The following is a 21,794-nucleotide window of genomic DNA, read 5'->3' as shown; positions in this document are numbered from 1 at the left end:
AAAAAGCCCCGCTGCTGTCACTCAGAGCGGGGCTTTTTTGATTTCAGACGCTGGAAGCGTCCGTCATCAGAAGCGGTAGGTTGCACCTACACCAAAACCGTTCGCCCAGTTTTCATACTTGGCGTTGTAGCTCTGGCCACGGTCATTGCTGTTGTTGACCTTGACCGCTTCTTCACGCAGGTACGAGTACGCCACATCGATGGTCAGGTCGTCGGTCGGGCTCCAGCCGGCGCCCAGGCTGAAGATCTTGCGATCGCCCGTCGGGATGCGTGGGGAACGGTCGACGTTGTTGGTCGGCGCCTGGTCGAAGGACAGGCCGGTACGCAGGACCCATTGCTTGTTCAGCTGGTAGGACGCGCCGATGGCGTGAGCCCAGGTGTCGTGCCAGTTCTGGTCTTCGGTGATGGTACCGAATTGGCCATTGAGTACCCCAGGTACACCGCTGTTTTCCACGGTAATTTCTTTCAGGCGGCTCCAGCGAGTCCAGGTGCTGCCTGCGTACAGGGTCCACTGGTCGTCGAGCTGGTGGGTAACCGAGAAGTCGACAGATTCAGGAGTAGTCAGGTCCAGGGACGCGTCGTACTTCTGGTTCGGGTTCTGACCGATCAGGCCCAGAACGTTGTAGTTGACCTTGGTGTTGCCTTCCAGCTTGTACTTCACTTTCGAGTGATAAGTCAGGCCCAGGCGGGTGCTGTCGGTGGCTTGAACCAGCACGCCGATGTTGTAGCCCAGCGCGGTGTCGTCACCCTTGATCTTCACTTCGCCATCGCCGGCGGCCTGGGTGATCGACAGGTTCGATTCCAGCTTGCCGTCGATACGGTTGATGGTCGGACCGAAGCCGATCGACACCTTGTCGTTGAAGGCGTAGCTGACGGTGGGCTGCAGGGTCACGATTTTAACGTCGCTCTTGCTGCCGAAGTAGCGGCCGCCGAAGTTGTTCTCGTAGTCGGTCACCAGGCCGAAGGGGGCGTAGACACCTACGCCGACTGCCCACTTGTCATCGATTGGCTTGACGTAATAGCCCATCGGTACGGCGATGAACGGCACCATGTCGCCGTGGTTGGTGCCACTGTTAGGGCTGGAGCTGGCGTTGCTGATGTCGGTATGTGCGTCGAGCATTGCAACACCGCCGGTCACTTGTTCGCGCTTGATCCGCGACATGCCGGCAGGGTTGCCAAAAATGGTGCTTGCGTCATCGGCAGAGGAAGATCGCCCGGCAAAACCTGTACCCATCCCGCTGATGCTTTGTTCGTTGATGGCAAAGCCAGCTGCAAAGATCTGGGTGGATGCCAGGGTAACGGCGAGGCTAAGGGTGGTTTTGAGCATTACTTTTTTCATTATTAGAACTCCTGGTGATCACCGGGGCGAAAATTACCAACATTTTCGTCCCAGCGCTATAGGCTGTGAGGCTTGAGTTAGAGCGGTTTTGTAGGACAATCAGACCGGATTCGCCGCGTGTTGGGCGATCTTCTGAATTGGGGGGATCAGCAGGCGACCTGATTCAGCGTTGAAACACAGGTGTGCCAGGCGTACGTGAAGTCCCGAAGTCGGCCTTGGGGCTGGAAGGTCTGGCGCCAGATGCGGGCCATTCCAAGCAGATCATCCGCTTCGGGCAGGGAGGTGTTCTGTTCTTCGACCAGCAGCCAGGCGATGGCAGTGGCGTAACGCAGGTTGACGGTCAATTCCAGGTGCGGGCTGCTGAGGAAAGCATGCTGGCTGGCGAGGCCGCGCACCAGGCTGGCGCGCTCCGGGTCCAGGGCCAGGTAATGGTCCCAGAGCGCCTGGTGGCGAGGTTCGGCAATTCGGTACAGGCCGTGTCCACGGCGGTCGTGCAGGGCGGAGCCGAGGGCTGACTGACTGGCGGCGATGCCCAGCAGCAGGGATTCGGCAGTTGCGCTGTGGCGTCCGAGATAAAGCAGGGTCGGACGGATCACATAACGGCACAGTTCGCTGGCAGCGATACCCATAACACCCTCGAAACGGAAGTAGGCGGCGACACCTGAAAGGGGGCCTTGGCAGCGGTGGATCGGTTCAGGCTCGCCGGAAGCGGATCAAGCCGCTTGAGTTGAAGTGTAGTGTCATATTCGCGACGTAAAGGCCTGTTTTTACAATATTTCCGGCTGCCAGTTATAATCGTTATATCGGATAGTACTTAAGCCAGAGCGACTGAAAGGGAAATATCAGGCAATAAAAAGCCCCGCGTTTTAAGCGAGGCTTTTGATGTTTCAGTCTTTTCGGCGTATCAGGCAACCAGTGCCTGACGGGTACGCTCGATCACAGCCTGCAGCGGTTCGGCGCTGGAGTACTGATCAGGGTAGAGGCGTTCGCTGTGACGAGCGATGCCGTGTTCGTTGACCAGAGTGAAACTGAAGCAGCCTTTGCGAGCGGCCATGATCAGGCAGTTCATTGGTGCAAAAGCGTTGGTTAGGGTGCGGATAGCATCCTGGGTGTGGATTTGAGTAGTCATTATTGGGTGTTCCTACAAGCGACACGGATAAGAGCCGTGCAAAATTAAAACGTTCCAGTGACGACGACCACCGTTGGTCGAACGAAGAACCCGACTGGAACAAAGCAGCCAGTTTGAAGCGCTGATAATTGGCGCGCTTGGGCTGGCAGGTAGGTACTTAGGAGGGCAGGCAACACATCAAGGGCAAAGGTTCTGGGCCCGGGGTGAAGATCCTGATCAATTTGCAGGCTGGTTCGGTCAGAGTAAGTGAGCCTGGCAATACCCTTTGCTTTCGATCAAAGGCTGTATTGACGCAAGGTTTACCTGGAAACCATCGAGGTGGTCGATCCCGCTTGTTCGGATGAAGCTTCGTTTTCGAATGCTGTCCGGGGGGATTTGTTCGACCAGAATTGACTTTCAGCTTGGTACTAACGCTGTGGATTCTATCAAATCAGTTTGGGTAATGGAAGTGGAATAACAAAAAAGATTTGAGCGGGGCTAAAAATCCCCCTGTGGCACCTCGACCTTTGGTCGGGATCGCTCTGTACTAGCACAGAATCCGACCGCTGGCAGCCGCAGCGGGTTTTGCCCAGACAGGCCTGGCGCAAGGCTTTGACCGGGGTTATCCCCGGACCCCTGAGTCAAAACGCGCCGAAAAAGCGCATCGATATAACCGTCGTGAAGGTACTTGTACACATTAGTTGCGCGGACTGTAACCGCACTGTCATTTGGCTCACAAGCGCAGTGGGTGCCTGTAACGAAAATTTAAGTCAATGAAAAACATCGCTTTTTTTTGCTGGTGAAAAAATCGTCAGTTTGACTGCGAGCCCCATTCCACAGGGGTTTGCGAGAGTTCAAGGCGGGTTGTCCACTGAGTTATCCACAGCTTCTGTGGATTGTCCCGAGCGCTTGCTCTAGGACGGGCGTGCCGGGTTTTTTAAGCTTTACCTGTAGGAAAAAAAGAGTACAGTGGCGCGCCTTCCGATCTGCCCTACAGTGCTTTATGAAGTTTCGTTCAGTATCAGTCTCCGATTCCTCGTCACCCACCGCTTCCATCCCACCCAAGTGCTTTTCCATGCGAGTGGCGGAGTGGTTGCTGGACAGCCCGCGCCTGGGCGAAAACACCAACGTCAAACATTTCGCCGGACACTTGCTCAAACAGCCGGCACGTGAAGGTGTCGTGGCTGCGCAAAGCCGTCTTGGCCAATTAATGTGCCGCGAGTGTGGCAATGCCCGGGACCGCCGTATCGGCCAGGACCTGCTGCGCCAAGCCGCGCGGGCAGGGGATCGGCGCGCACAACGTGAACTGGGCCTGGTCGAAGACTGAGCTGTCCAATAGCCGGCGCCTTGGTTAACCTTCAAGCTTTACCGAATGGACAGGAATGGCTATGGCTATGGAGTTGACCAGCATTCTGCTTGGTCTGGCGGGGGCTGCACTGCCGTTGTTGGTACTGGCCTGGCAACTTCAGCGCCGCGCCAGCGCGACGCAGTCCGAAGGTGCCCTGCTGCAGGAGCGCCTGGCGATGTCCCTGCTGGCGCAGGATGGGCTGAATGCCCAGCTCGAAACCAGTCGCGATGAAATCGCCGACCTCAGCCAGATCAATACCACCCGGCAGGCCGAGCTGGCAGCGCTGCGGCGTGAAGTCGAGCTGCTGCAGATCGAGCGCGATGACGCCCGGGACGCCGCACATGCCTGGAACATCGAACGCGCTGGCAAAGAGACCGAGCTGCGCCGCCTTGACGCCCAGGCCGCCTCCCTCAACGCCGAGCTGCGCGAGCAACAGGACAGCCATCAGCAACGCCTCAGCGACCTGCAGGGCTCGCGGGACGAGTTGCGCGCGCAGTTTGCCGAGCTTGCGGGGAAGATTTTCGATGAGCGCGAGCAGCGGTTTGCCGAGACCAGCCAGCAACGCCTGGGGCAGTTACTGGACCCGTTGAAGGAACGCATCCAGTCGTTCGAAAAGCGTGTGGAGGAAAGCTACCAGGCCGAAGCGCGGGAGCGTTTTTCCCTGGCCAAGGAGCTTGAGCGCCTGCAGCAATTGAATCTGCGCTTGAGCGACGAAGCCACCAACCTGACCCGCGCGCTGAAAGGGCAGAAAACCCAGGGCAACTGGGGTGAGTTGATTCTTGAGCGGGTGCTGGAGCACGCCGGATTGGAAAAGGGCCGTGAGTACCAGACCCAGGTCACGCTCAAGGGCCCGGATGGCGAACGTTTCCAGCCGGACGTGATTATCTATCTGCCCGGTGACAAGCAGGTAGTGGTCGACTCCAAGGTCAGCCTCACCGCCTACCAGCAGTACGTGGCGGCCGATGATGACGCCATCGGCCAGATTGCCCTCAAGCAACACGTGCTGTCCCTGCGCACTCACGTCAAAGGCTTGTCCGGCAAGGACTACAAGCGCCTGGACGGTTTGCACAGCCTGGATTTCGTATTGCTGTTCGTGCCGATCGAAGCGGCGTTCTCGGCGGCGCTGCAGGCGGAGCCGACGTTGTTTCAGGAGGCGTTTGATCGCAACATCGTGATTGTCAGCCCGACCACGCTGCTGGCCACTCTGCGAGTTATCGACAGCCTGTGGAAGCAGGAACGCCAGAGCCAGAACGCCCGGGAAATCGCCGAGCGGGCCGGGTGGCTGTATGACAAGTTTGTGTTGTTTATCCAGGATCTGGATGAGGTCGGCAATCGCCTGCAGCAGCTGGACAAGGCCTACAGTTCGGCGCGCAACAAGCTGACCGAAGGACGGGGTAATCTGGTCAGTCGCAGTGAACAGCTGAAGTTGCTGGGCGCGCGGGCGAGCAAGAGCTTGCCGGCGGATCTGTTGGAACGGGCGATGACGGATGTGGACGGGTTGGCGGAGTTGCCGGAGTAGGGTCGGAAGATCAAGAGATCAAGAGATCAAGAGATCAAGAGATCAAGAGATCAAGAGATCAAGAGATCAAGAGATTAAGAGATTAAGATCAAAAGATCGCAGCCTTCGGCAGCTCCTACGGGGGGGTGTGCATCCATGCGATCCGGTAGGAGCTGCCGAAGGCTGCGATCTCTTGATCTGGCTGTTACAGGGGCAAATGTTTACTCAACAACGCCCTCAGCGCCGCCGGCTTCACCGGTTTCGCCAGGTACCCAAGCCCCGCCGCATGCACCTGCGCCACCATCTCCGGGCGGCCATCGGCGCTGATCACCACGCCCGGCACCGGCTCGCCCAGGCGGGTGCGCAGCCAGGCCATCAGGTCGGTTCCGGTTTCGCCATCGTCCAGGTGGTAATCCACCAGTGCCAGTTGCGGACGCATCCCCTCGCTGAGCAACGCCGCACACTCATCACGATTACGCGCAGTCCAGACCTGACACCCCCAGCGGGTCAGCAGGCTGTTCATGCCAATCAGAATGCTGTCTTCGTTATCGACACACAGCACCTGGGCGCCACTCAACAGCTTGCCGTTGAGCTCCGCAGCTTTCACCGGCAGCGCGGTTTGCGCTCGTGCCAGGGGCACACTGACACTGAACACACTGCCGCGCCCCGGCCAGGAGCGCACTTGCAGGCTATGGCCAAGCACCCGGCATAACCCGTCGGCAATCGCCAGCCCCAACCCCAGGCCTTTCTCGGCACGGGTCTGATGGCTGTCGAGACGTTTGAACTCTTCGAAAATCACCTTCAGTTTGTCTTGCGCAATGCCCGGGCCGCGGTCCCAGACCTCCAGGCACACCTCGCCCTTGCGTCGCCGAACGCCCAGCAACACCGGCCCTTTGGCGTAGCGGAAAGCGTTGGTGAGGAAGTTTTGCAGAATGCGGCGCAACAATTTGATGTCGCTGTCGACCCGCAGCGTGCTGCCGCGCACGCGGAACTTCAGGCCCTGATCCCGGGCCAGCGCCTTGAACTCGGCACCGAGCACGTCGAACAGTTCGTTGAGTTCGAACGGCTGCGAATCGGGGTTGATCTTGCCGTTTTCCAGGCGGGAAATGTCCAGCAGGTCGCTGATCAGGTCTTCGGCCGAGCGCAGCGATGTATCGAGGTGCTGCACCAGTTTCTGCGCATCGGCGGACAGGCCGTCGTCCTGGTGGGAGAGGGCGGCGGAGAATAGCCGTGCGGCATTCAGCGGCTGCATCAGGTCGTGGCTGACAGCGGCCAGGAAGCGGGTTTTCGACTGGTTGGCGGACTCGGCCGTGCCCTTGGCCTCGGTCAGCGCAACGTTGAGTTGCGACAGTTCGTGGGTGCGTTCGGTCACCCGACGCTCCAGGCCTTCGTTGGCTTCGGTCAGCGCCTGCTCGGCCTCGCGGAACGCGGTGATGTCGGTGAAGCTCATGACGAAGCCGCCGCCGGGCATCGGGTTGCCGATCAGTTCGATCACCCGGCCGTTGGGGAACAAGCGCTCGGAGGTATGGGCGCGTCCCTGGCGCATCCAGTGCAGGCGCCGCGCCACGTGCACTTCAGCTTCGCCCGGACCGCACAGGCCGCGCTCGGCGTTATGGCGAATGATGTCGGCAATCGGCCGGCCGACGCTGATCAAACCGTCCGGGTAATTGAACAGCTCAAGGTAACGCCGGTTCCACGCCACCAGCTTCAGCGACTGGTCGACCACGCTGATGCCCTGGGTGATGTTCTCGATCGCACCTTGCAGCAATGCGCGGTTGAATTGCAGGACTTCGGAGGCTTCGTCGGCGATTCGTACGACATCTTCGAGCTGCATTTCGCGACCTTCAATGGCCGCTTTTACCACTGCGCGGGTTGAAGAGGCGCCTAGCACACCCGCCAGCAAGCGCTCGGTGTGGGCGATCCACTCGCCATCGGCGTTCTGGTTCGGGTTGAAGCCTTTGCCCTGACGATAGGCGAAGCGGATGAAACTCTGGCGAGCGCGTTCCTCGCCGACAAAACGTGCGGCGAGTTCCAGCAGGTCGTTGATCTGCACCGCCAGCATCGAGCGTGCGCTGGGGCGGGCGCTGATCTCCTGGCCGATAAAACGCCCGGCCTGCCAGTGCTCCGACACCCGGGTGCGCGACAGCACCGAGACCCAGGCGAACAGCGTGAAGTTACCCACCAGCGACAACACCACGCCTTGGGTCAGCGGAGTGATCGGCAGGTCCAGCGGGTTGCCCTGCAGCCAGGCCAGGCCCGGGAAGGTATGCAGCGACCAGCCCAGGCTGTGCGCGGCGATAGGCAGAACCAGCGTGTAGAACCACAGGAAGGTGCCGGCAGCGAGGCCGGCGAACACGCCGCGGCGGTTCGCCTGTTTCCAGTACAACGCACCGAGCATGGCCGGGGCCAGTTGGGTGACGGCGGCGAACGCGATCTGGCCGATAGTTGCCAGGCTCGCGGTCGAGCCCAGCAGGCGATAGCTCACATAGGCCAGCAGCAGAATCACCACGATGCTGACGCGGCGCACCGACAACATCCATTGGCGGAATACTTCGAACGGGCGCTCGGCATTGTTACGCCGCAGCAACCACGGCAACAACATATCGTTGGAGACCATGGTCGACAGCGCCACACTGGCCACGATCACCATGCCGGTCGCCGCCGAAGCGCCGCCGATAAAGGCCAGCAATGCCAGGGCAGGGTGCGCCTGGGCCAGCGGCAGGCTGATGACGAACGAATCCGGCAGCACCGAGCTGGGCAACAGCATTTGCCCGGCCAGGGCGATCGGCACGACAAACAATGCCGCCAGCGCCAGGTAAGCGGGAAACACCCACTTGGCCAGGCGCAGGTCTTGCGGATCGATATTTTCCACCACGGTGACGTGGAACTGCCGTGGCAGGCAGATGATCGCCATCATCGCCACGCCGGTCTGCACGATCATCGACGGCCAGTTGATCGTTTCCTTCCAGTATTCTTCCAGGCGCGGCGCCAGCTTGGCCTGGTCGAACAGGTCTTCAAAACCGTCGTACAGGCCGAAGGTGACGAACGCGCCCACGGCGAGGAAGGCGAACAGCTTGACCAGCGATTCGAAGGCAATGGCCAGCACCATGCCGCGGTGGTGTTCCGTGGCGTCGAGGTTGCGCGTACCGAACACGATAGTGAACAGCGCCAGCACCAGGGACACGATCAGCGCCGTATCCTGGGCCCGCACGCCCATGGCGTCGGCCCCGGCGCCGATCAGCAGGTTCACGCCGAGCACGATGCCTTTGAGTTGCAAGGCGATGTACGGCAACACCCCGACCAGGCAGATCAGCGCCACCACCACCGCCAGGGACTGCGATTTGCCATAACGGGCGGCGATGAAGTCGGCGATCGAGGTGATGTTCTCCTGCTTGCTGATCATCACCATCTTCTGCAGGACCCACGGCGCACACACCAGCAGCAGGATCGGTCCGAGGTAGATCGGAAGGAACGACCAGAGCTGTTCGGCGGCCTGGCCGACGGCGCCGAAGAATGTCCAGCTGGTGCAATAGACTGCGAGCGACAGGCTATAGACCCAGGCTCGCACGCGCGGCGGCAGCGGCGTGGCGCGCCGGTCGCCGTAGAAGGCGATGGCGAACATGATGGCCATATAGGCCAGGGCGACGGCGGCGATCAGCCCGGTGGACAGCGGCATGGGAACTCCAGGGCAAAGACATCCGGGACTCCAGCCCGGTCAGACAGTCTCGCACGATGGAGGGGGATAGTCAGTGTCGACCAAGGTCGAGGCGTGGTGGGGTGTCGCAGGGTGTTTGGCCCGTGGAATGTTTGGTGTCTGAATGGTCCCCATCGCGAGCAGGCTCACTCCTACAGCGTCCACAACGATTGGCGGCGGCTGACACACCTGTAGGAGTGAGCCTGCTCGCGATGAGGCCGATACGGTTTATATCTATAATACCGATAACAGTTAGAGATATTACCCGTTATATAGATATTCGATTCGGTTCTACCATGAGTTCTACCTCACCAGAGGACAGGAGTTCGCCATGACCTGCACCACTATCGCAAAACCAGGCTTCAGACCTTTCAGTCATTTGCAGCACCCGCGCGAAGTCATCCGCCAGTTCACGCCGAACTGGTTCGCCGCCACCATGGGCACCGGCGTCCTGGCGCTGGCGCTCACTCAGTTGCCCCTGAATATTCCCAGTTTGCGCGTTGCAGCCGAAGCCCTGTGGCTATTCAACATCGGGCTGTTCGTGTTGTTTAGCGCGCTGTACGCCGCACGCTGGGTGCTGTTCTTCGACGAGGCGCGACGCATCTTCGGCCACTCCACCGTATCGATGTTCTTCGGCACCATCCCCATGGGCCTGGCGACGATCATCAACGGCTTCCTGCTGTTCGGCCTGCCACGCTGGGGCGATGGCGTGATCCAGCTCGCCGAGGTGCTGTGGTGGCTGGACGTGGCGATGGCGCTGGCGTGCGGGGTGCTGATTCCTTACATGATGTTCACGCGCCAGGAGCACAGCATCGACCAGATGACTGCAGTCTGGCTGTTGCCCGTGGTCGCGGCAGAAGTCGCGGCGGCTAGCGGTGGCCTGCTCGCACCGCACCTGGGCGACGCGCATTCGCAGTTGGTGGTGCTGGTGACCAGCTACGTGCTGTGGGCATTCTCCCTGCCAGTGGCCTTCAGCATCCTGACCATTCTGATGCTGCGCATGGCCTTGCATAAACTGCCCCATGAAAACATGGCCGCTTCAAGCTGGCTGGCACTGGGCCCCATCGGTACCGGTGCCCTGGGCATGTTGTTGCTGGGCGGCGACGCGCCGGCAATCTTCGCTGCGAATGGTATGAACGGCATCGGCGAAATCGCCGCCGGCCTGGGCCTGATCGCCGGGATCACCCTGTGGGGCTTCGGCCTGTGGTGGATGCTGATTGCACTGCTGATCACCGTGCGCTATCTGCGCGCCGGCATACCGTTCAACCTCGGCTGGTGGGGCTTCACTTTTCCCCTGGGCGTGTATGCCCTGGCAACGTTGAAACTGGCCAGCACCTTGCACCTGACCTTCTTCAGCGTGTTTGGCTGCCTGCTGGTGGCATTGCTCGCAGTGATGTGGCTTATCGTCAGCAAGCGCACGGTGCAAGGCGCGTGGCGGGGCGAGCTGTTTGTTTCGCCGTGCATTGCAGGTTTAAGGAAATAAACAAAGGAGACAGGTAATGTGTGGCCTGGAGCGCGATTCGGCATTCCAAGTACTGTATCCACGCCACTCGCTACCCACTCTCTACCCCACAACAGGGACACACGGAAGATGAGTCATCCCTCACAGTTCACCTTGCTGCGCACCCGGCGCTTCCTGCCTTTTTTTGTCACACAGTCCCTCGGGGCCTTCAACGACAACATCTTCAAGCAGTCGCTGATCCTCGCCATCCTCTACAAGCTGACCATCGATGGCGATCGCTCGATCTGGGTCAACCTGTGTGCATTGCTGTTTATCCTGCCGTTCTTCCTGTTCTCGGCGCTGGCCGGACAGTTCGGCGAGAAGTTCGCCAAGGACGCGCTGATCCGCCTGATCAAGCTTGGGGAGATCGCCATCATGGCGGTGGGCGCGGTCGGGTTCATGTTCGACCACCTGTGGCTGATGCTGCTGGCGCTGTTCGCCATGGGCACGCATTCGGCGCTGTTCGGGCCGGTGAAATACTCCATTCTGCCCCAGGCTTTGCACGAAGAAGAACTGGTCGGCGGCAACGGCCTGGTGGAAATGGGCACCTTCCTGGCGATCCTTGCGGGGACCATTGGCGCCGGCATCATGATGTCGTCCAGTCACTACGCGCCCATCGTCTCGACCGCGATTATCGGCATTGCCGTTCTCGGTTACCTCGCCAGCCGCAGCATTCCGCGGGCTGCCGCTTCCTCACCGCACATGCGCCTGAACTGGAACATCTTCAGCCAGTCCTGGGCCACCCTGAAGCTGGGCCTGGGCCAGACTCCGGCGGTGTCGCGCTCGATTGTCGGCAACTCGTGGTTCTGGTTTGTCGGAGCGATCTACCTGACGCAGATCCCGGCCTACGCCAAGGAATGGATGCACGGCGACGAAACCGTGGTGACGCTGATCCTCACCGTGTTCTCGGTAGGCATTGCGCTCGGCTCGATGCTCTGCGAAAAACTCTCGGGGCGTAAAGTCGAGATCGGCCTGGTGCCGTTCGGTTCGTTCGGTTTGACCGTGTTTGGCCTGCTGTTGTGGTGGCACTCCGGAGGGATTCCGGACAGCGTCACCGGCCACGGCTGGATCGAAGTGCTGGGCTTTGCCCACACCTGGCTGGTGTTGATCGACATCCTCGGGCTCGGCGTGTTCGGCGGTTTTTACATCGTGCCGCTGTATGCGCTGATCCAGTCGCGCACCGCCGAGAATGAGCGGGCGCGCGTGATAGCCGCCAACAACATCCTCAATGCGCTGTTCATGGTGGTGTCGGCGATTGTCTCGATCGTCTTGCTGAGTGTGATCGAGCTGTCGATTCCCCAGCTGTTCCTGGTGGTTTCGCTGCTGAACATCGGCGTCAATGCCTACATTTTCAGTATCGTGCCCGAGTTCAGCATGCGCTTCATGATCTGGCTGCTCAGTCATTCCATGTACCGCGTCGAACATCGCAACCTGGAGTTGATTCCCGACGAGGGCGCGGCATTGCTGGTGTGCAACCACGTGTCTTTCGTCGATGCCTTGCTGATAGGCGGGGCGGTGCGCCGGCCGATTCGCTTCGTGATGTATTACAAGATCTACAACCTGCCGGTGCTCAATTTCATCTTCCGCACCGCCGGCACAATCCCGATCGCCGGGCGCCAGGAAGATATCCAGATCTACGAGAAGGCGTTCAAGCGCATCGCCCAGTACCTGAAGGATGGCGAACTGGTGTGCATCTTTCCGGAGGGTAAGTTGACCACCGATGGCGAAATCAACGAGTTTCGGGGTGGCCTGACGCGCATTCTCGAAGAGACGCCGGTGCCGGTGATTCCGCTGGCGCTGCAGGGGCTGTGGGGCAGTTTCTTCAGTCGCGACCCGGGCAAAGGGCTGTTTCGCCGATTGTGGTCGCGGGTAACTCTGGTGGCGGGGGCTGCAGTGCCTGTGGAGGCGGCTACGCCGGCCATTCTGCAAAGTCAGGTGGGCGAGTTGCGCGGCACAGTGCGCTGATTAAGTTCCCGGCGGGCCGCCTGAACAGCGTGCCCGCAGGTGAACTCAGCCGGCCATCGCCAACCGGTTGCGACCCTCGCGCTTGGCCACATACAGCGCGCTGTCGGCCCGACGCAGCAGGCTCTCGGCGGATTCGCCGGGCAGCAAGGTCGAGCAGCCGAGGCTGACCGTCAGTTCAATAGGTTGGCCGTCCGCCGAGTATTGCCCGGCCTGGGTGGCAAAGCGCAGGCGTTCGCCGATCATGGCCGCCGCTTCACGGCCAGTGTTCGACAGCAGGATCAGGAACTCTTCACCGCCGAAGCGGAACACCATGTCGACATTGCGCAGCTGGCCCTTGATCGAGGCAGCAACGGCCTTGAGCACGTCGTCGCCGGCACTGTGTCCGTGGCTGTCGTTGATGCGCTTGAAGTGATCGATGTCCAGCATCAACAGCGACAGTGGCTGCAAGTGCCGCCGCGACATGTCGATTTCCCGCTGCAGTGTCTGGTCCATGGCCACGCGGTTGCCGGTGTCCGTCAGCGGGTCACGCAGGGCACTCTGGGTGGCGGCGCGGTAGAGCAGGGTGTTGCGCATCGGAAACAGCAGCGCCGACAGCAGTGATTCGAGGTTGCCCTGTTCCTGTTCGGTGAAGCGCTGGTTGCGGCGGAACGTCAGCTCACCCAGGTGCTCGCCTTCATGGCTCAGGCTGTAGCTGATGGAGTGATGGCCGCGCTGGCCGAATTCCAGACGCAGATCGCTGGCCTTGTGCTGGTAGCTCAGGGCGTCGAGCGGGACAAGTCGCTGGATCTCGCGGAAAAACAGCCCGAGTATGCGTTGTGGCTCCAGACTGGTTTGCAGCTGCAAAACCAGTTGCTGGCGTACTTGCGCAAGACTGACGGGCCTTTCCAGAATCCGGGGCTGCTGACCAAAGCCCAGGCGTTGCAATTTGGCACTGTCGAAGTCAATTGCGTTGGTCTGGGAAGGTGATTTCATATGGCATGCGCCCCTGAGCAGTAAGACTGTCTTACAAGCTGGGTGAGAGCGGCTTTTGGGCTGCGCGTCGTACTGGTCCATCAGTCCCGTAGGACATATGCGCCAAGTCTAGTCCGCTTTGTCGACGATTAGTAACCTATCGACTGGAGCCCTGCCCCTAAATGCTTTCACTCGCGTGTCTGAGCAAAATTAGAGCGAAACTCATGCCATTCGGTTCATTCGAATAAAACAGCTTTTAAATCATGGGGTTGGTAGCGAAAAAGCCTGCGCGAGGCGATTTGAGCGGCAGTTGTTTGACTAACAGTAAGCTCATTTGCATCACCTGGTGCGTGCCGCGGCGGGAAGCCGGCGCGGCACGCGAAGCGACGTGCGGTGTTACTGGGCGTCGAAAGCCTGCCCGTTGACAACGGTACTGTCCGGGCCCATGAGGTAGAGATAGACCGGCATGATCTCCTCAGGCGTCGGATTGTTCAGCGGGTTTTCCCCAGGGTAAGCCTGGGCACGCATGCTGGTGCGGGTCGCACCCGGGTTGACGCTGTTGGAGCGCACCGGGGCAACCGTGTCGACTTCGTCGGCCAGTGTTTGCATCAGGCCTTCGGTGGCGAACTTGGAAACACCGTAGGCGCCCCAGTAAGCCCGGCCCTTGCGTCCGACGCTGCTGGAGGTGAACACCACCGACGCATCCTGGGACAGCTTGAGCAATGGCAGCAGGGTGCTGGTGAGCATGAACATGGCATTGACGTTGACTTGCATGACTCGCATGAAGTTTTCGCCCGACAGCTGTTCGATCGGTGTACGCGGACCAATGATCGAGGCGTTGTGCAGCAGGCCATCGAGGTGGCCGAACTCGGTTTCGATCATCGCTGCCAGCTCATCGTATTGATGGGGCAGGGCGGTTTCCAGGTTGAACGGAATAACAGCCGGTTGCGGCTGACCTGCGGCTTCGATCTCGTCGTAGACCTGGGTCAGGTTGGCCTCGGTCTTGCCCAGCAGCAACACGGTGGCGCCATGGGCGGCGTAGGTTTTGGCAGCGGCAGCACCGATACCCCGGCCAGCGCCGGTGACCAGGATGACCCGGCCCTTGAGCAGGTCGGGACGGGCGGAATAATCAAACATAAAAAACCTCGGCTAAAACAAAAAACAGATTGCGGCGTGGATATTCGCGGGCAAGCCCGCTCCCACAAGGATCGAGAGTGTTCACACAATTTGTGCCCGGCATCGGGACCCTGTGGGAGCGGGCTTGCCCGCGAAGGCGTCAGCATTCACGCCACATTCCCAGGGTCCGAAGCCCGCTCTCAGCAGCTGCAAAGCGCGCTATCGAGCACCTTGCGCAATTCCAGCGGATGATCCACCACCACATCCGCACCCCAGTGCCGCGGGTTGTCATCCGGATGGATGTAGCCATAGGTAACCGCCGCCGTTTTGGTTCCGGCATCGCGCCCAGACTCGATGTCGCGCAGGTCGTCGCCAATGAACAACACGCTGGCCGGGTCCAGGTCGAGCATCTTGCAGGCCAGGATCAACGGTTCCGGATCCGGTTTGCTGTTCTTCACATGATCCGGGCAGATCAGCAGTGCTGAGCGCTCTGCCAGGCCCAGCTGCTGCATGATCGGTTCGGCAAAACGCAGCGGCTTGTTGGTGACCACACCCCAGATCAGGTTGGCTTTCTCGATGTCGGCCAGCAGTTCGCCCATACCGTCGAACAACTTGCTGTGCACCGCGCAGCCCTGGAGGTAGCGCTCGAGGAATTCCAGGCGCAGCTCTTCGAAGCCGGGTGATTCCGGGTCCATGGAGAAGGTCGCTGCGACCATCGCCTTGGCACCACCGGAGATCTCGTCGCGGATGTGTTTGTCATCGATCGGCGGCAGGCCGCGCTCGGCCAGCATGGCCTGGCAAATGGCGATGAAGTCCGGCGCGGTGTCGAGCAGCGTGCCATCCATGTCGAAAAGGACCGCTCTGATACGCATCGGCTTATTCCTCGCGCAGGGTCTGGATCATGTAGTTGACGTCCACGTCGGAGGCCAGTTTGTAGTGCTTGGTCAGCGGGTTGTAGGTCAGGCCGATGATGTCCTTGACCGTCAGCCCCGCCATGCGGCTCCAGGCACCCAGTTCGGATGGGCGGATGAATTTCTTGAAGTCATGGGTGCCGCGCGGCAGCAGCTTCATGATGTATTCAGCGCCGACGATGGCGAACAGGTACGCCTTCGGATTGCGGTTGATCGTCGAGAAGAACACCTGGCCGCCCGGCTTGACCATGCGGAAGCAGGCGCGGATGACCGAGGAAGGGTCCGGCACGTGCTCGAGCATTTCCAGGCAGGTGACCACATCGAACTGCTCAGGCATTTCCTCGGCGAGGGCTTCGGCGGTGATCTGCCGGTATTCCACGGTGACGCCCGATTCCAGCTGGTGCAACTGGGCAACCGCCAGTGGAGCCTCGCCCATGTCGATACCCATCACGGTCGCGCCGCGCTGGGCCATGGCTTCACTAAGGATACCGCCGCCGCAACCGACGTCGAGCACCTTCTTACCGGCCAGGTTGACGCGTTCGTCAATCCAGTTGACCCGCAGCGGATTTATGTCGTGCAGCGGTTTGAACTCGCTTTCGCGGTCCCACCAGCGATGGGCAAGGGCTTCGAATTTGGCGATTTCGGCGTAGTCGACGTTGCTCATGGTTCAGTCCTCTAAAACTTGAAAAATCCTGTAGCCCCGGAAGCTGTTCCGGGGGACTTACGATTCGGTGTGGCCGCTGATGCGCTGGCCCCAGGCCTTGGCGGTGGCGCACAGCTGTTCCTCGTCAAGGCGGGTCAGCCTGCGGTCGTCGAGCAATTGTTTGCCGGCGACCCAGAGGTGTTTCACGCAGTCGCGACCGGTGGCATATATAAGCTGCGAAACCGGGTCGTAGACCGGCTGTTGCGCCAGGCCAGACAGGTCGAAGGCGACGATGTCCGCAGCCTTGCCAACTTCCAGCGAGCCGACCTCGGCATCGATCCCCAGCGCCCGGGCACCGTTGAGCGTGGCCATGCGCAATGCGCGATGCGCGTCCAGGGCGGTGGCCGAACCGGCGACGGCCTTGGCCAGCAACGCGGCGGTGCGGGTTTCGCCCAGCAGGTCCAGGTCATTGTTGCTGGCCGCGCCATCGGTACCCACGGCCACATTGACCCCGGCCTGCCACAAACGCTCCACCGGGCAAAACCCGCTGGCCAGCTTGAGGTTCGACTCCGGGCAGTGAATAACGTTGGTATTGCTTTCTACCAGCAACTGCAGGTCGTCATCGCTGATCTGGGTCATATGCACCGCCTGGAAACGCGGGCCCAACAGGCCCAGGCGAGCAAGGCGGGCCAGCGGGCGTTCGCCGCGCTGTTCAACCGACTGCTGCACTTCGAATGCGGTTTCATGCACGTGCATGTGGATCGAGGCGTCCAGCTCTTCGGCGATGACCCGGATTTTTTCCAGGTTTTCATCACCCACGGTGTAGGGTGCATGGGGGCCGAAGGTGATTTTGATGCGCTCGTGGTGCTTGAGATCGCCAAACAGCTCCACGCCCTGACGAATGGCATCGTCCGCCGTGCTGGCGCCAGGAATGGGGAAGTCGAGGATAGGAATGGCGATCTGCGCGCGAATCCCGCTGTTGTGCACCCGCTCGCTGGCAACCTTCGGGAAGAAGTACATGTCAGAGAAACAGGTGATGCCGCCTTTGATCTGCTCGGCAATGGCCAGGTCGGTGCCGTCGCGCACGAAGTCTTCGTCGACCCACTTGGCTTCCGCCGGCCAGATGTGGTTTTCCAGCCAGGTCATCAGCGGCAGGTCATCGGCCAGGCCGCGGAACAGTGTCATGGCCGCATGGCCATGGGCATTGATCAGGCCGGGGCTAAGCAGCATGTCCGGCAATTCACGAACTTCGCGGGCCTCAAGCTTCAATGCCGCGTCGCGCGGGCCGATAAAGACGATGCGGCCGTCGCGGATGCCAAGTGCATGCTCCTTGAGCACAACGCCCGCGGGTTCGACGGGTACCAGCCAGGTCGGCAGCAATAACAGGTCGAGCGCAGCGGCAGTGTTCGGCATCGAAGATCGGTTCCAGAGCTTTTGTTAAGGATGGCGAAGTATACCCGAGCGTCTTGGCGGGGGGATCGCTATAATCGGCGGCTTTGTTCATGAGTGCGGGGTGAGGGATGCGCGATCGACTGTTGGCTGCGGAGAAAGTGAAGGCCATCGATTGGCGTGATGGCGCCCTGTACCTGCTGGATCAGCGCGTTTTACCGTTTGAGGAAACCTGGATTGCCTACACCAGCGCGGCAGGTGTGGCCGAGGCGATTCGTTCGATGGTGGTGCGAGGTGCCCCGGCAATTGGCATCAGTGCGGCTTATGGCATCGTATTGGCAGCCCGCACCCGGATTGCCGAAGGTGGCGACTGGTATGCGGCGCTGGAAGAGGATTTCGCCCTGCTGGCTGATTCTCGTCCGACTGCGGTCAATCTGTTCTGGGCCCTGGGTCGCATGCATGACCGGCTTGATCGCCTGAAGAGTCAGGCAGATCCGCTGGCTGCGCTGGAAGCCGAAGCGCTGGCCATTCATGAAAGTGATCGCGAAGCCAACCTGACCATGGCGCAGCTGGGCGTTGACTTGATCCGCAAGCACCAGGGCAACGCCCAGGCGATCCTCACCCACTGCAACACCGGCGCACTGGCCACCGGCGGCTTTGGTACGGCGCTCGGCGTAATTCGCGGAGCGTTCATCGAAGGCATGGTCGAGCGCGTCTACGCCGATGAAACCCGACCATGGCTGCAAGGTTCGCGGCTGACTGCCTGGGAATTGGCCAATGAAGGCATTCCGGTGACAGTCAACGCCGACTCCGCCGCTGCGCACATCATGAAGACCAAGGGCATCACCTGGGTGATCGTCGGCGCCGACCGGATCACCGCCAACGGTGACGTGGCGAACAAGATCGGCACCTACCAGCTGGCGGTCAACGCCATGCACCACGGCGTGCGCTTCATGGTCGTGGCGCCGAGCTCGACGATTGACATGCACCTGGCCAGCGGCGATGACATTCCCATCGAGGAGCGCGACGGGCGCGAATTGCTGGAAGTCGGCGGCAAGCGGGTCGGGGCGGATGTCGATGCGTTCAATCCGGTGTTCGACGTGACGCCGGCGGATCTGATTGACGCGATCGTGACCGAGAAGGGCATCGTTGAGCGTCCGGACACGGCGAAGATGGCGCAGTTGATGTGCCGTAAGCGGCTGCATTAAAGCCAGCGCGATCCAATGTAGGAGCTGCCGAAGGCTGCGATCTTTTGATCTTGATTTTAAAGATCAAAAGATCGCAGCCTTCGGCAGCTCTTACAGGTCGGTATTTGCAAGTGAAAAATGCGAATTTAGCCAGCTGTTCGCAGCTCTGAGCCTCTCTCGTCCCCTTCAAGCCCGCCACCAGTCAACTAACTACACTCCATGCGCATTAGGGGGATAGGTGCGTGGCGGCTCTTGTGATAACATTCGGCGGTTTCCAAGGTAGCCCGATGTGGCTGCCTTTACTGCGCAGATCCATGGCATAACTCGTTGATTTGTCGTAAGTCGGTGCATGGCACTCAGCCTGCAGCGGCGAGCTTCGTTCGTCCCATATGGATGTGACGAGGTTTCACCAGAAAAAGGAATCAGGCTTCTCATGGGCGAACTGGCCAAAGAAATCCTCCCGGTCAATATCGAAGACGAGCTGAAGCAGTCCTACCTCGACTACGCGATGAGCGTAATTGTCGGGCGGGCACTGCCGGATGCGCGCGATGGCTTGAAGCCCGTGCACCGGCGTGTGCTGTTCGCGATGAGCGAGCTGGGTAACGACTTCAACAAGCCGTACAAGAAATCTGCCCGTGTTGTCGGTGACGTGATCGGTAAGTATCACCCGCACGGTGATACCGCGGTGTACGACACCATCGTTCGGATGGCGCAGCCATTCTCGCTGCGCTACCTGCTGGTAGACGGCCAGGGCAACTTCGGTTCGGTGGACGGCGACAACGCCGCGGCCATGCGATACACCGAAGTGCGCATGACCAAGCTGGCGCACGAACTGCTGGCTGACCTGCATAAAGAAACCGTGGACTGGGTGCCGAACTACGACGGCACCGAAATGATCCCGGCGGTCATGCCGACCCGTATTCCCAACCTGCTGGTCAACGGCTCCAGCGGGATCGCCGTGGGCATGGCGACCAACATCCCGCCACACAACCTCGGTGAAGTCATCGACGGTTGCCTGGCCCTCATCGACAACCCCGAGTTGACCATCGATGAGCTGATGCAATACATCCCGGGTCCGGACTTCCCGACCGCCGCGATCATCAACGGTCGCGCTGGTATCATCGAAGCCTACCGTACCGGTCGCGGCCGCATTTATATGCGTGCCCGCTCGACGATCGAGGACATCGACAAGGTCGGTGGCCGCCAGCAGATCGTCATCACCGAACTGCCGTACCAGTTGAACAAGGCTCGCCTGATCGAGAAGATCGCCGAGCTGGTCAAAGAGAAGAAGCTGGAAGGCATCACCGAATTGCGCGACGAGTCTGATAAAGACGGTATGCGCGTCGTGATCGAGCTGCGTCGCGGCGAAGTGCCTGAGGTGATCCTCAACAACCTCTACGCCCAGACCCAGCTGCAAGCGGTATTCGGCATCAACATCGTTGCGCTGATCGACGGCCGCCCACGCATCCTGAACCTCAAGGACCTGCTGGAAGCCTTCGTTCGCCACCGTCGCGAAGTCGTTACCCGTCGTACCGTATTCGAACTGCGCAAAGCCCGTGAGCGTGGCCACATCCTGGAAGGCCAGGCAGTTGCCCTGTCGAACATCGACCCGGTCATCGCCCTGATCAAGGCTTCGCCGACTCCGTCGGAAGCCAAGGAAGCGCTGATCAAAATGGCGTGGGAATCTTCCGCCGTGGTCGCGATGGTTGAACGTGCCGGTGCCGATTCGTGCCGTCCAGAGACCCTGGACCCGCAATACGGTCTGCGTGAAGGCAAGTACTTCCTGTCCCCGGAACAGGCGCAAGCCATCCTGGAACTGCGTCTGCACCGCCTGACCGGCCTGGAACACGAGAAACTGCTGGCCGAGTACCAGGAGATTCTCAACCAGATCGGCGAGCTGATCCGCATCCTCAACAGCGCCACGCGCCTGATGGAAGTCATCCGCGAAGAGCTGGAAGTGATCCGCGCCGAATACGGCGACGTGCGCCGCACCGAGATCCTCGATGCCCGTCTCGACCTGACCCTGGGTGACATGATCCCGGAAGAAGAGCGCGTCGTGACCATCTCCCACGGCGGTTATGCCAAGACTCAGCCATTGGCTGCGTACCAGGCCCAGCGTCGTGGCGGTAAAGGCAAGTCGGCAACCGGCGTCAAGGATGAGGACTACATCGCTCACCTGCTGGTCGCCAACAGCCACACCACACTCCTGCTGTTCTCCAGCAAGGGCAAGGTGTACTGGCTGAAAACCTACGAAATCCCGGAAGCGTCCCGCGCTGCCCGTGGTCGTCCGCTGGTCAACCTGCTGCCGCTGGACAGTGATGAATACATCACCACCATGCTGCCGGTCGAGGAATACACCGAAGGTCACTTCATCTTCATGGCGACCGCCAAAGGCACCGTGAAGAAGACCCCGCTGGAATCCTTCAGCCGTCAACGCAGCGTCGGCCTGATCGCGCTGGAGCTGGACGAAGGCGACGTGTTGATTTCTGCCGCGATCACCGATGGCGAGCGTGAAGTCATGCTGTTCTCCGACGGCGGCAAGGTCACGCGCTTCAAGGAATCCGACGTGCGTGCCATGGGCCGTACCGCCCGTGGTGTGCGCGGCATGCGTCTGCCGGAAGGGCAGAAGCTGATTTCCATGCTGATCCCGGAAGAAGGCAGCGAGATCCTTACCGCTTCCGCCCGTGGTTACGGCAAGCGTACAGCGATCAGCGAGTTCCCTGAGTACAAGCGCGGCGGTCAGGGCGTCATCGCCATGGTCAGCAACGATCGCAACGGCCGTCTCGTTGGTGCGGTGCAGGTGCTCGATGGCGAGGAGATCATGCTGATTTCCGACCAGGGCACCCTGGTTCGTACCCGTGTTGACGAAGTGTCCAGCCTGGGTCGTAACACCCAGGGCGTGACCCTGATCAAGCTGGCCAGCGATGAAACGTTGGTAGGCCTGGAGCGGGTTCAGGAACCGTCGGAAGTCGAAGGCGAAGAGCTCGAAGAAGGTGAAGAAGGTGCAGTGTTCGACGGTGAGGTCGTGATCGACGACGTTGCCGAAGACCAGCAACTCGACGCCGCAGCCGACGAAGAACCGCAGGAATAAGCGGACACACAGGGGGGCGGATGAAAATTCGCCCCCTTCTTGTTTCTCCTGTTT

At 60.5% G+C, this 21,794-nt stretch carries 15 protein-coding genes; 6 read left to right on the top strand and 9 right to left on the bottom strand.

Annotated features, from left to right (window positions below):
• Positions 1–66: 66 nt before the first annotated feature.
• From ACYZTK_RS07280 to ACYZTK_RS07270, 3 genes are all read right to left on the bottom strand, one after another.
• Positions 67–1,338 carry an OmpP1/FadL family transporter gene (locus tag ACYZTK_RS07280; protein WP_462013809.1) on the bottom strand — a complete coding sequence of 424 codons (1,272 nt, stop codon included), beginning with the start codon at positions 1,336–1,338 and terminating at the stop codon, positions 67–69.
• Positions 1,339–1,484: 146 nt separating this feature from the next.
• The gene (locus tag ACYZTK_RS07275) at positions 1,485–1,967 is read right to left on the bottom strand and encodes a hypothetical protein (protein WP_045060574.1); all 483 of its coding nucleotides are present in this window, start codon (positions 1,965–1,967) and stop codon (positions 1,485–1,487) included.
• Between the two features lie 275 nt (positions 1,968–2,242).
• Positions 2,243–2,467 (bottom strand): hypothetical protein, encoded by a 225-nt coding sequence (locus tag ACYZTK_RS07270; protein WP_008031832.1) that lies wholly within the window; start codon positions 2,465–2,467, stop codon positions 2,243–2,245.
• A 982-nt stretch (positions 2,468–3,449) separates the two neighbouring features.
• Here ACYZTK_RS07270 and ACYZTK_RS07265 point away from each other — a divergent pair.
• Both ACYZTK_RS07265 and ACYZTK_RS07260 read left to right on the top strand, forming a co-directional pair.
• The gene (locus ACYZTK_RS07265) at positions 3,450–3,773 is read left to right on the top strand and encodes a sel1 repeat family protein (protein ID WP_462013808.1); all 324 of its coding nucleotides are present in this window, start codon (positions 3,450–3,452) and stop codon (positions 3,771–3,773) included.
• A 175-nt stretch (positions 3,774–3,948) separates the two neighbouring features.
• Positions 3,949–5,313, top strand: coding sequence for a DNA recombination protein RmuC (locus ACYZTK_RS07260; RefSeq protein WP_462014872.1), 1,365 nt, complete (start codon positions 3,949–3,951; stop codon positions 5,311–5,313).
• Between the two features lie 184 nt (positions 5,314–5,497).
• On the opposite strand, the gene ACYZTK_RS07255 is transcribed toward ACYZTK_RS07260, so the two are convergent.
• Positions 5,498–8,968, bottom strand: a complete 3,471-nt coding sequence (locus ACYZTK_RS07255; protein WP_462013807.1) for a hybrid sensor histidine kinase/response regulator — start codon at positions 8,966–8,968, stop codon at positions 5,498–5,500.
• 349 nt (positions 8,969–9,317) lie between these two features.
• Here ACYZTK_RS07255 and ACYZTK_RS07250 point away from each other — a divergent pair, with 349 nt between their 5' ends.
• Together ACYZTK_RS07250 and ACYZTK_RS07245 are read left to right on the top strand one after the other, a co-directional pair.
• Complete coding sequence (locus tag ACYZTK_RS07250) at positions 9,318–10,469, top strand: TDT family transporter (RefSeq protein ID WP_462013806.1); 1,152 nt, start codon at positions 9,318–9,320, stop codon at positions 10,467–10,469.
• 108 nt (positions 10,470–10,577) lie between these two features.
• Complete coding sequence (locus tag ACYZTK_RS07245) at positions 10,578–12,452, top strand: MFS transporter (protein WP_462013805.1); 1,875 nt, start codon at positions 10,578–10,580, stop codon at positions 12,450–12,452.
• Between the two features lie 45 nt (positions 12,453–12,497).
• Here ACYZTK_RS07245 and ACYZTK_RS07240 read toward each other — a convergent pair whose 3' ends face one another.
• The 5 genes from ACYZTK_RS07240 to ACYZTK_RS07220 form a co-directional block, all read right to left on the bottom strand.
• Entirely contained in the window at positions 12,498–13,424 is a 927-nt protein-coding gene (locus ACYZTK_RS07240; RefSeq protein ID WP_462013804.1) for a GGDEF domain-containing protein, read from the bottom strand.
• A gap of 375 nt (positions 13,425–13,799) precedes the next feature.
• Positions 13,800–14,540 carry a YciK family oxidoreductase gene (locus tag ACYZTK_RS07235; protein WP_462013803.1) on the bottom strand — a complete coding sequence of 247 codons (741 nt, stop codon included), beginning with the start codon at positions 14,538–14,540 and terminating at the stop codon, positions 13,800–13,802.
• A 179-nt stretch (positions 14,541–14,719) separates the two neighbouring features.
• Positions 14,720–15,391: an N-acetylmuramic acid 6-phosphate phosphatase MupP gene (gene mupP / locus ACYZTK_RS07230; protein ID WP_462013802.1), complete on the bottom strand. Its 672-nt coding sequence runs from the start codon at positions 15,389–15,391 to the stop codon at positions 14,720–14,722.
• A gap of 4 nt (positions 15,392–15,395) precedes the next feature.
• Positions 15,396–16,094: a bifunctional 2-polyprenyl-6-hydroxyphenol methylase/3-demethylubiquinol 3-O-methyltransferase UbiG gene (ubiG, locus tag ACYZTK_RS07225; protein WP_095130152.1), complete on the bottom strand. Its 699-nt coding sequence runs from the start codon at positions 16,092–16,094 to the stop codon at positions 15,396–15,398.
• A gap of 57 nt (positions 16,095–16,151) precedes the next feature.
• The gene (locus tag ACYZTK_RS07220) at positions 16,152–17,486 is read right to left on the bottom strand and encodes a TRZ/ATZ family hydrolase (protein ID WP_462013801.1); all 1,335 of its coding nucleotides are present in this window, start codon (positions 17,484–17,486) and stop codon (positions 16,152–16,154) included.
• Between the two features lie 107 nt (positions 17,487–17,593).
• On the opposite strand from ACYZTK_RS07220, the gene mtnA reads away from it, so the two are divergent.
• The gene (gene mtnA, locus ACYZTK_RS07215) at positions 17,594–18,670 is read left to right on the top strand and encodes an S-methyl-5-thioribose-1-phosphate isomerase (protein WP_462013800.1); all 1,077 of its coding nucleotides are present in this window, start codon (positions 17,594–17,596) and stop codon (positions 18,668–18,670) included.
• A gap of 412 nt (positions 18,671–19,082) precedes the next feature.
• Positions 19,083–21,740 (top strand): DNA gyrase subunit A, encoded by a 2,658-nt coding sequence (gene gyrA, locus ACYZTK_RS07210; protein WP_462013799.1) that lies wholly within the window; start codon positions 19,083–19,085, stop codon positions 21,738–21,740.
• Positions 21,741–21,794 lie beyond the last annotated feature (54 nt).

It is taken from the genome of Pseudomonas sp. LB3P31, assembly GCF_054897945.1.
The sequence above is the reverse complement of the archived record's forward strand: the minus strand, read 5'-3'. Positions and strand labels throughout refer to the sequence as shown.

Bases quoted from the DNA above. Each gene is read 5' to 3' on its own strand.
- ACYZTK_RS07280 (WP_462013809.1), bottom strand. From the start codon at position 1,338: ATGAAAAAAGTAATGCTCAAAACCACCCTTAGCCTCGCCGTTACCCTG.
- ACYZTK_RS07275 (WP_045060574.1), bottom strand. From the start codon at position 1,967: ATGGGTATCGCTGCCAGCGAACTGTGCCGTTATGTGATCCGTCCGACC.
- ACYZTK_RS07270 (WP_008031832.1), bottom strand. From the start codon at position 2,467: ATGACTACTCAAATCCACACCCAGGATGCTATCCGCACCCTAACCAAC.
- ACYZTK_RS07265 (WP_462013808.1), top strand. From the start codon at position 3,450: ATGAAGTTTCGTTCAGTATCAGTCTCCGATTCCTCGTCACCCACCGCT.
- ACYZTK_RS07255 (WP_462013807.1), bottom strand. From the start codon at position 8,968: ATGCCGCTGTCCACCGGGCTGATCGCCGCCGTCGCCCTGGCCTATATG.
- ACYZTK_RS07250 (WP_462013806.1), top strand. From the start codon at position 9,318: ATGACCTGCACCACTATCGCAAAACCAGGCTTCAGACCTTTCAGTCAT.
- ACYZTK_RS07245 (WP_462013805.1), top strand. From the start codon at position 10,578: ATGAGTCATCCCTCACAGTTCACCTTGCTGCGCACCCGGCGCTTCCTG.
- ACYZTK_RS07240 (WP_462013804.1), bottom strand. From the start codon at position 13,424: ATGAAATCACCTTCCCAGACCAACGCAATTGACTTCGACAGTGCCAAA.
- ACYZTK_RS07235 (WP_462013803.1), bottom strand. From the start codon at position 14,540: ATGTTTGATTATTCCGCCCGTCCCGACCTGCTCAAGGGCCGGGTCATC.
- mupP (WP_462013802.1), bottom strand. From the start codon at position 15,391: ATGCGTATCAGAGCGGTCCTTTTCGACATGGATGGCACGCTGCTCGAC.
- ubiG (WP_095130152.1), bottom strand. From the start codon at position 16,094: ATGAGCAACGTCGACTACGCCGAAATCGCCAAATTCGAAGCCCTTGCC.
- ACYZTK_RS07220 (WP_462013801.1), bottom strand. From the start codon at position 17,486: ATGCCGAACACTGCCGCTGCGCTCGACCTGTTATTGCTGCCGACCTGG.
- mtnA (WP_462013800.1), top strand. From the start codon at position 17,594: ATGCGCGATCGACTGTTGGCTGCGGAGAAAGTGAAGGCCATCGATTGG.
- gyrA (WP_462013799.1), top strand. From the start codon at position 19,083: ATGGGCGAACTGGCCAAAGAAATCCTCCCGGTCAATATCGAAGACGAG.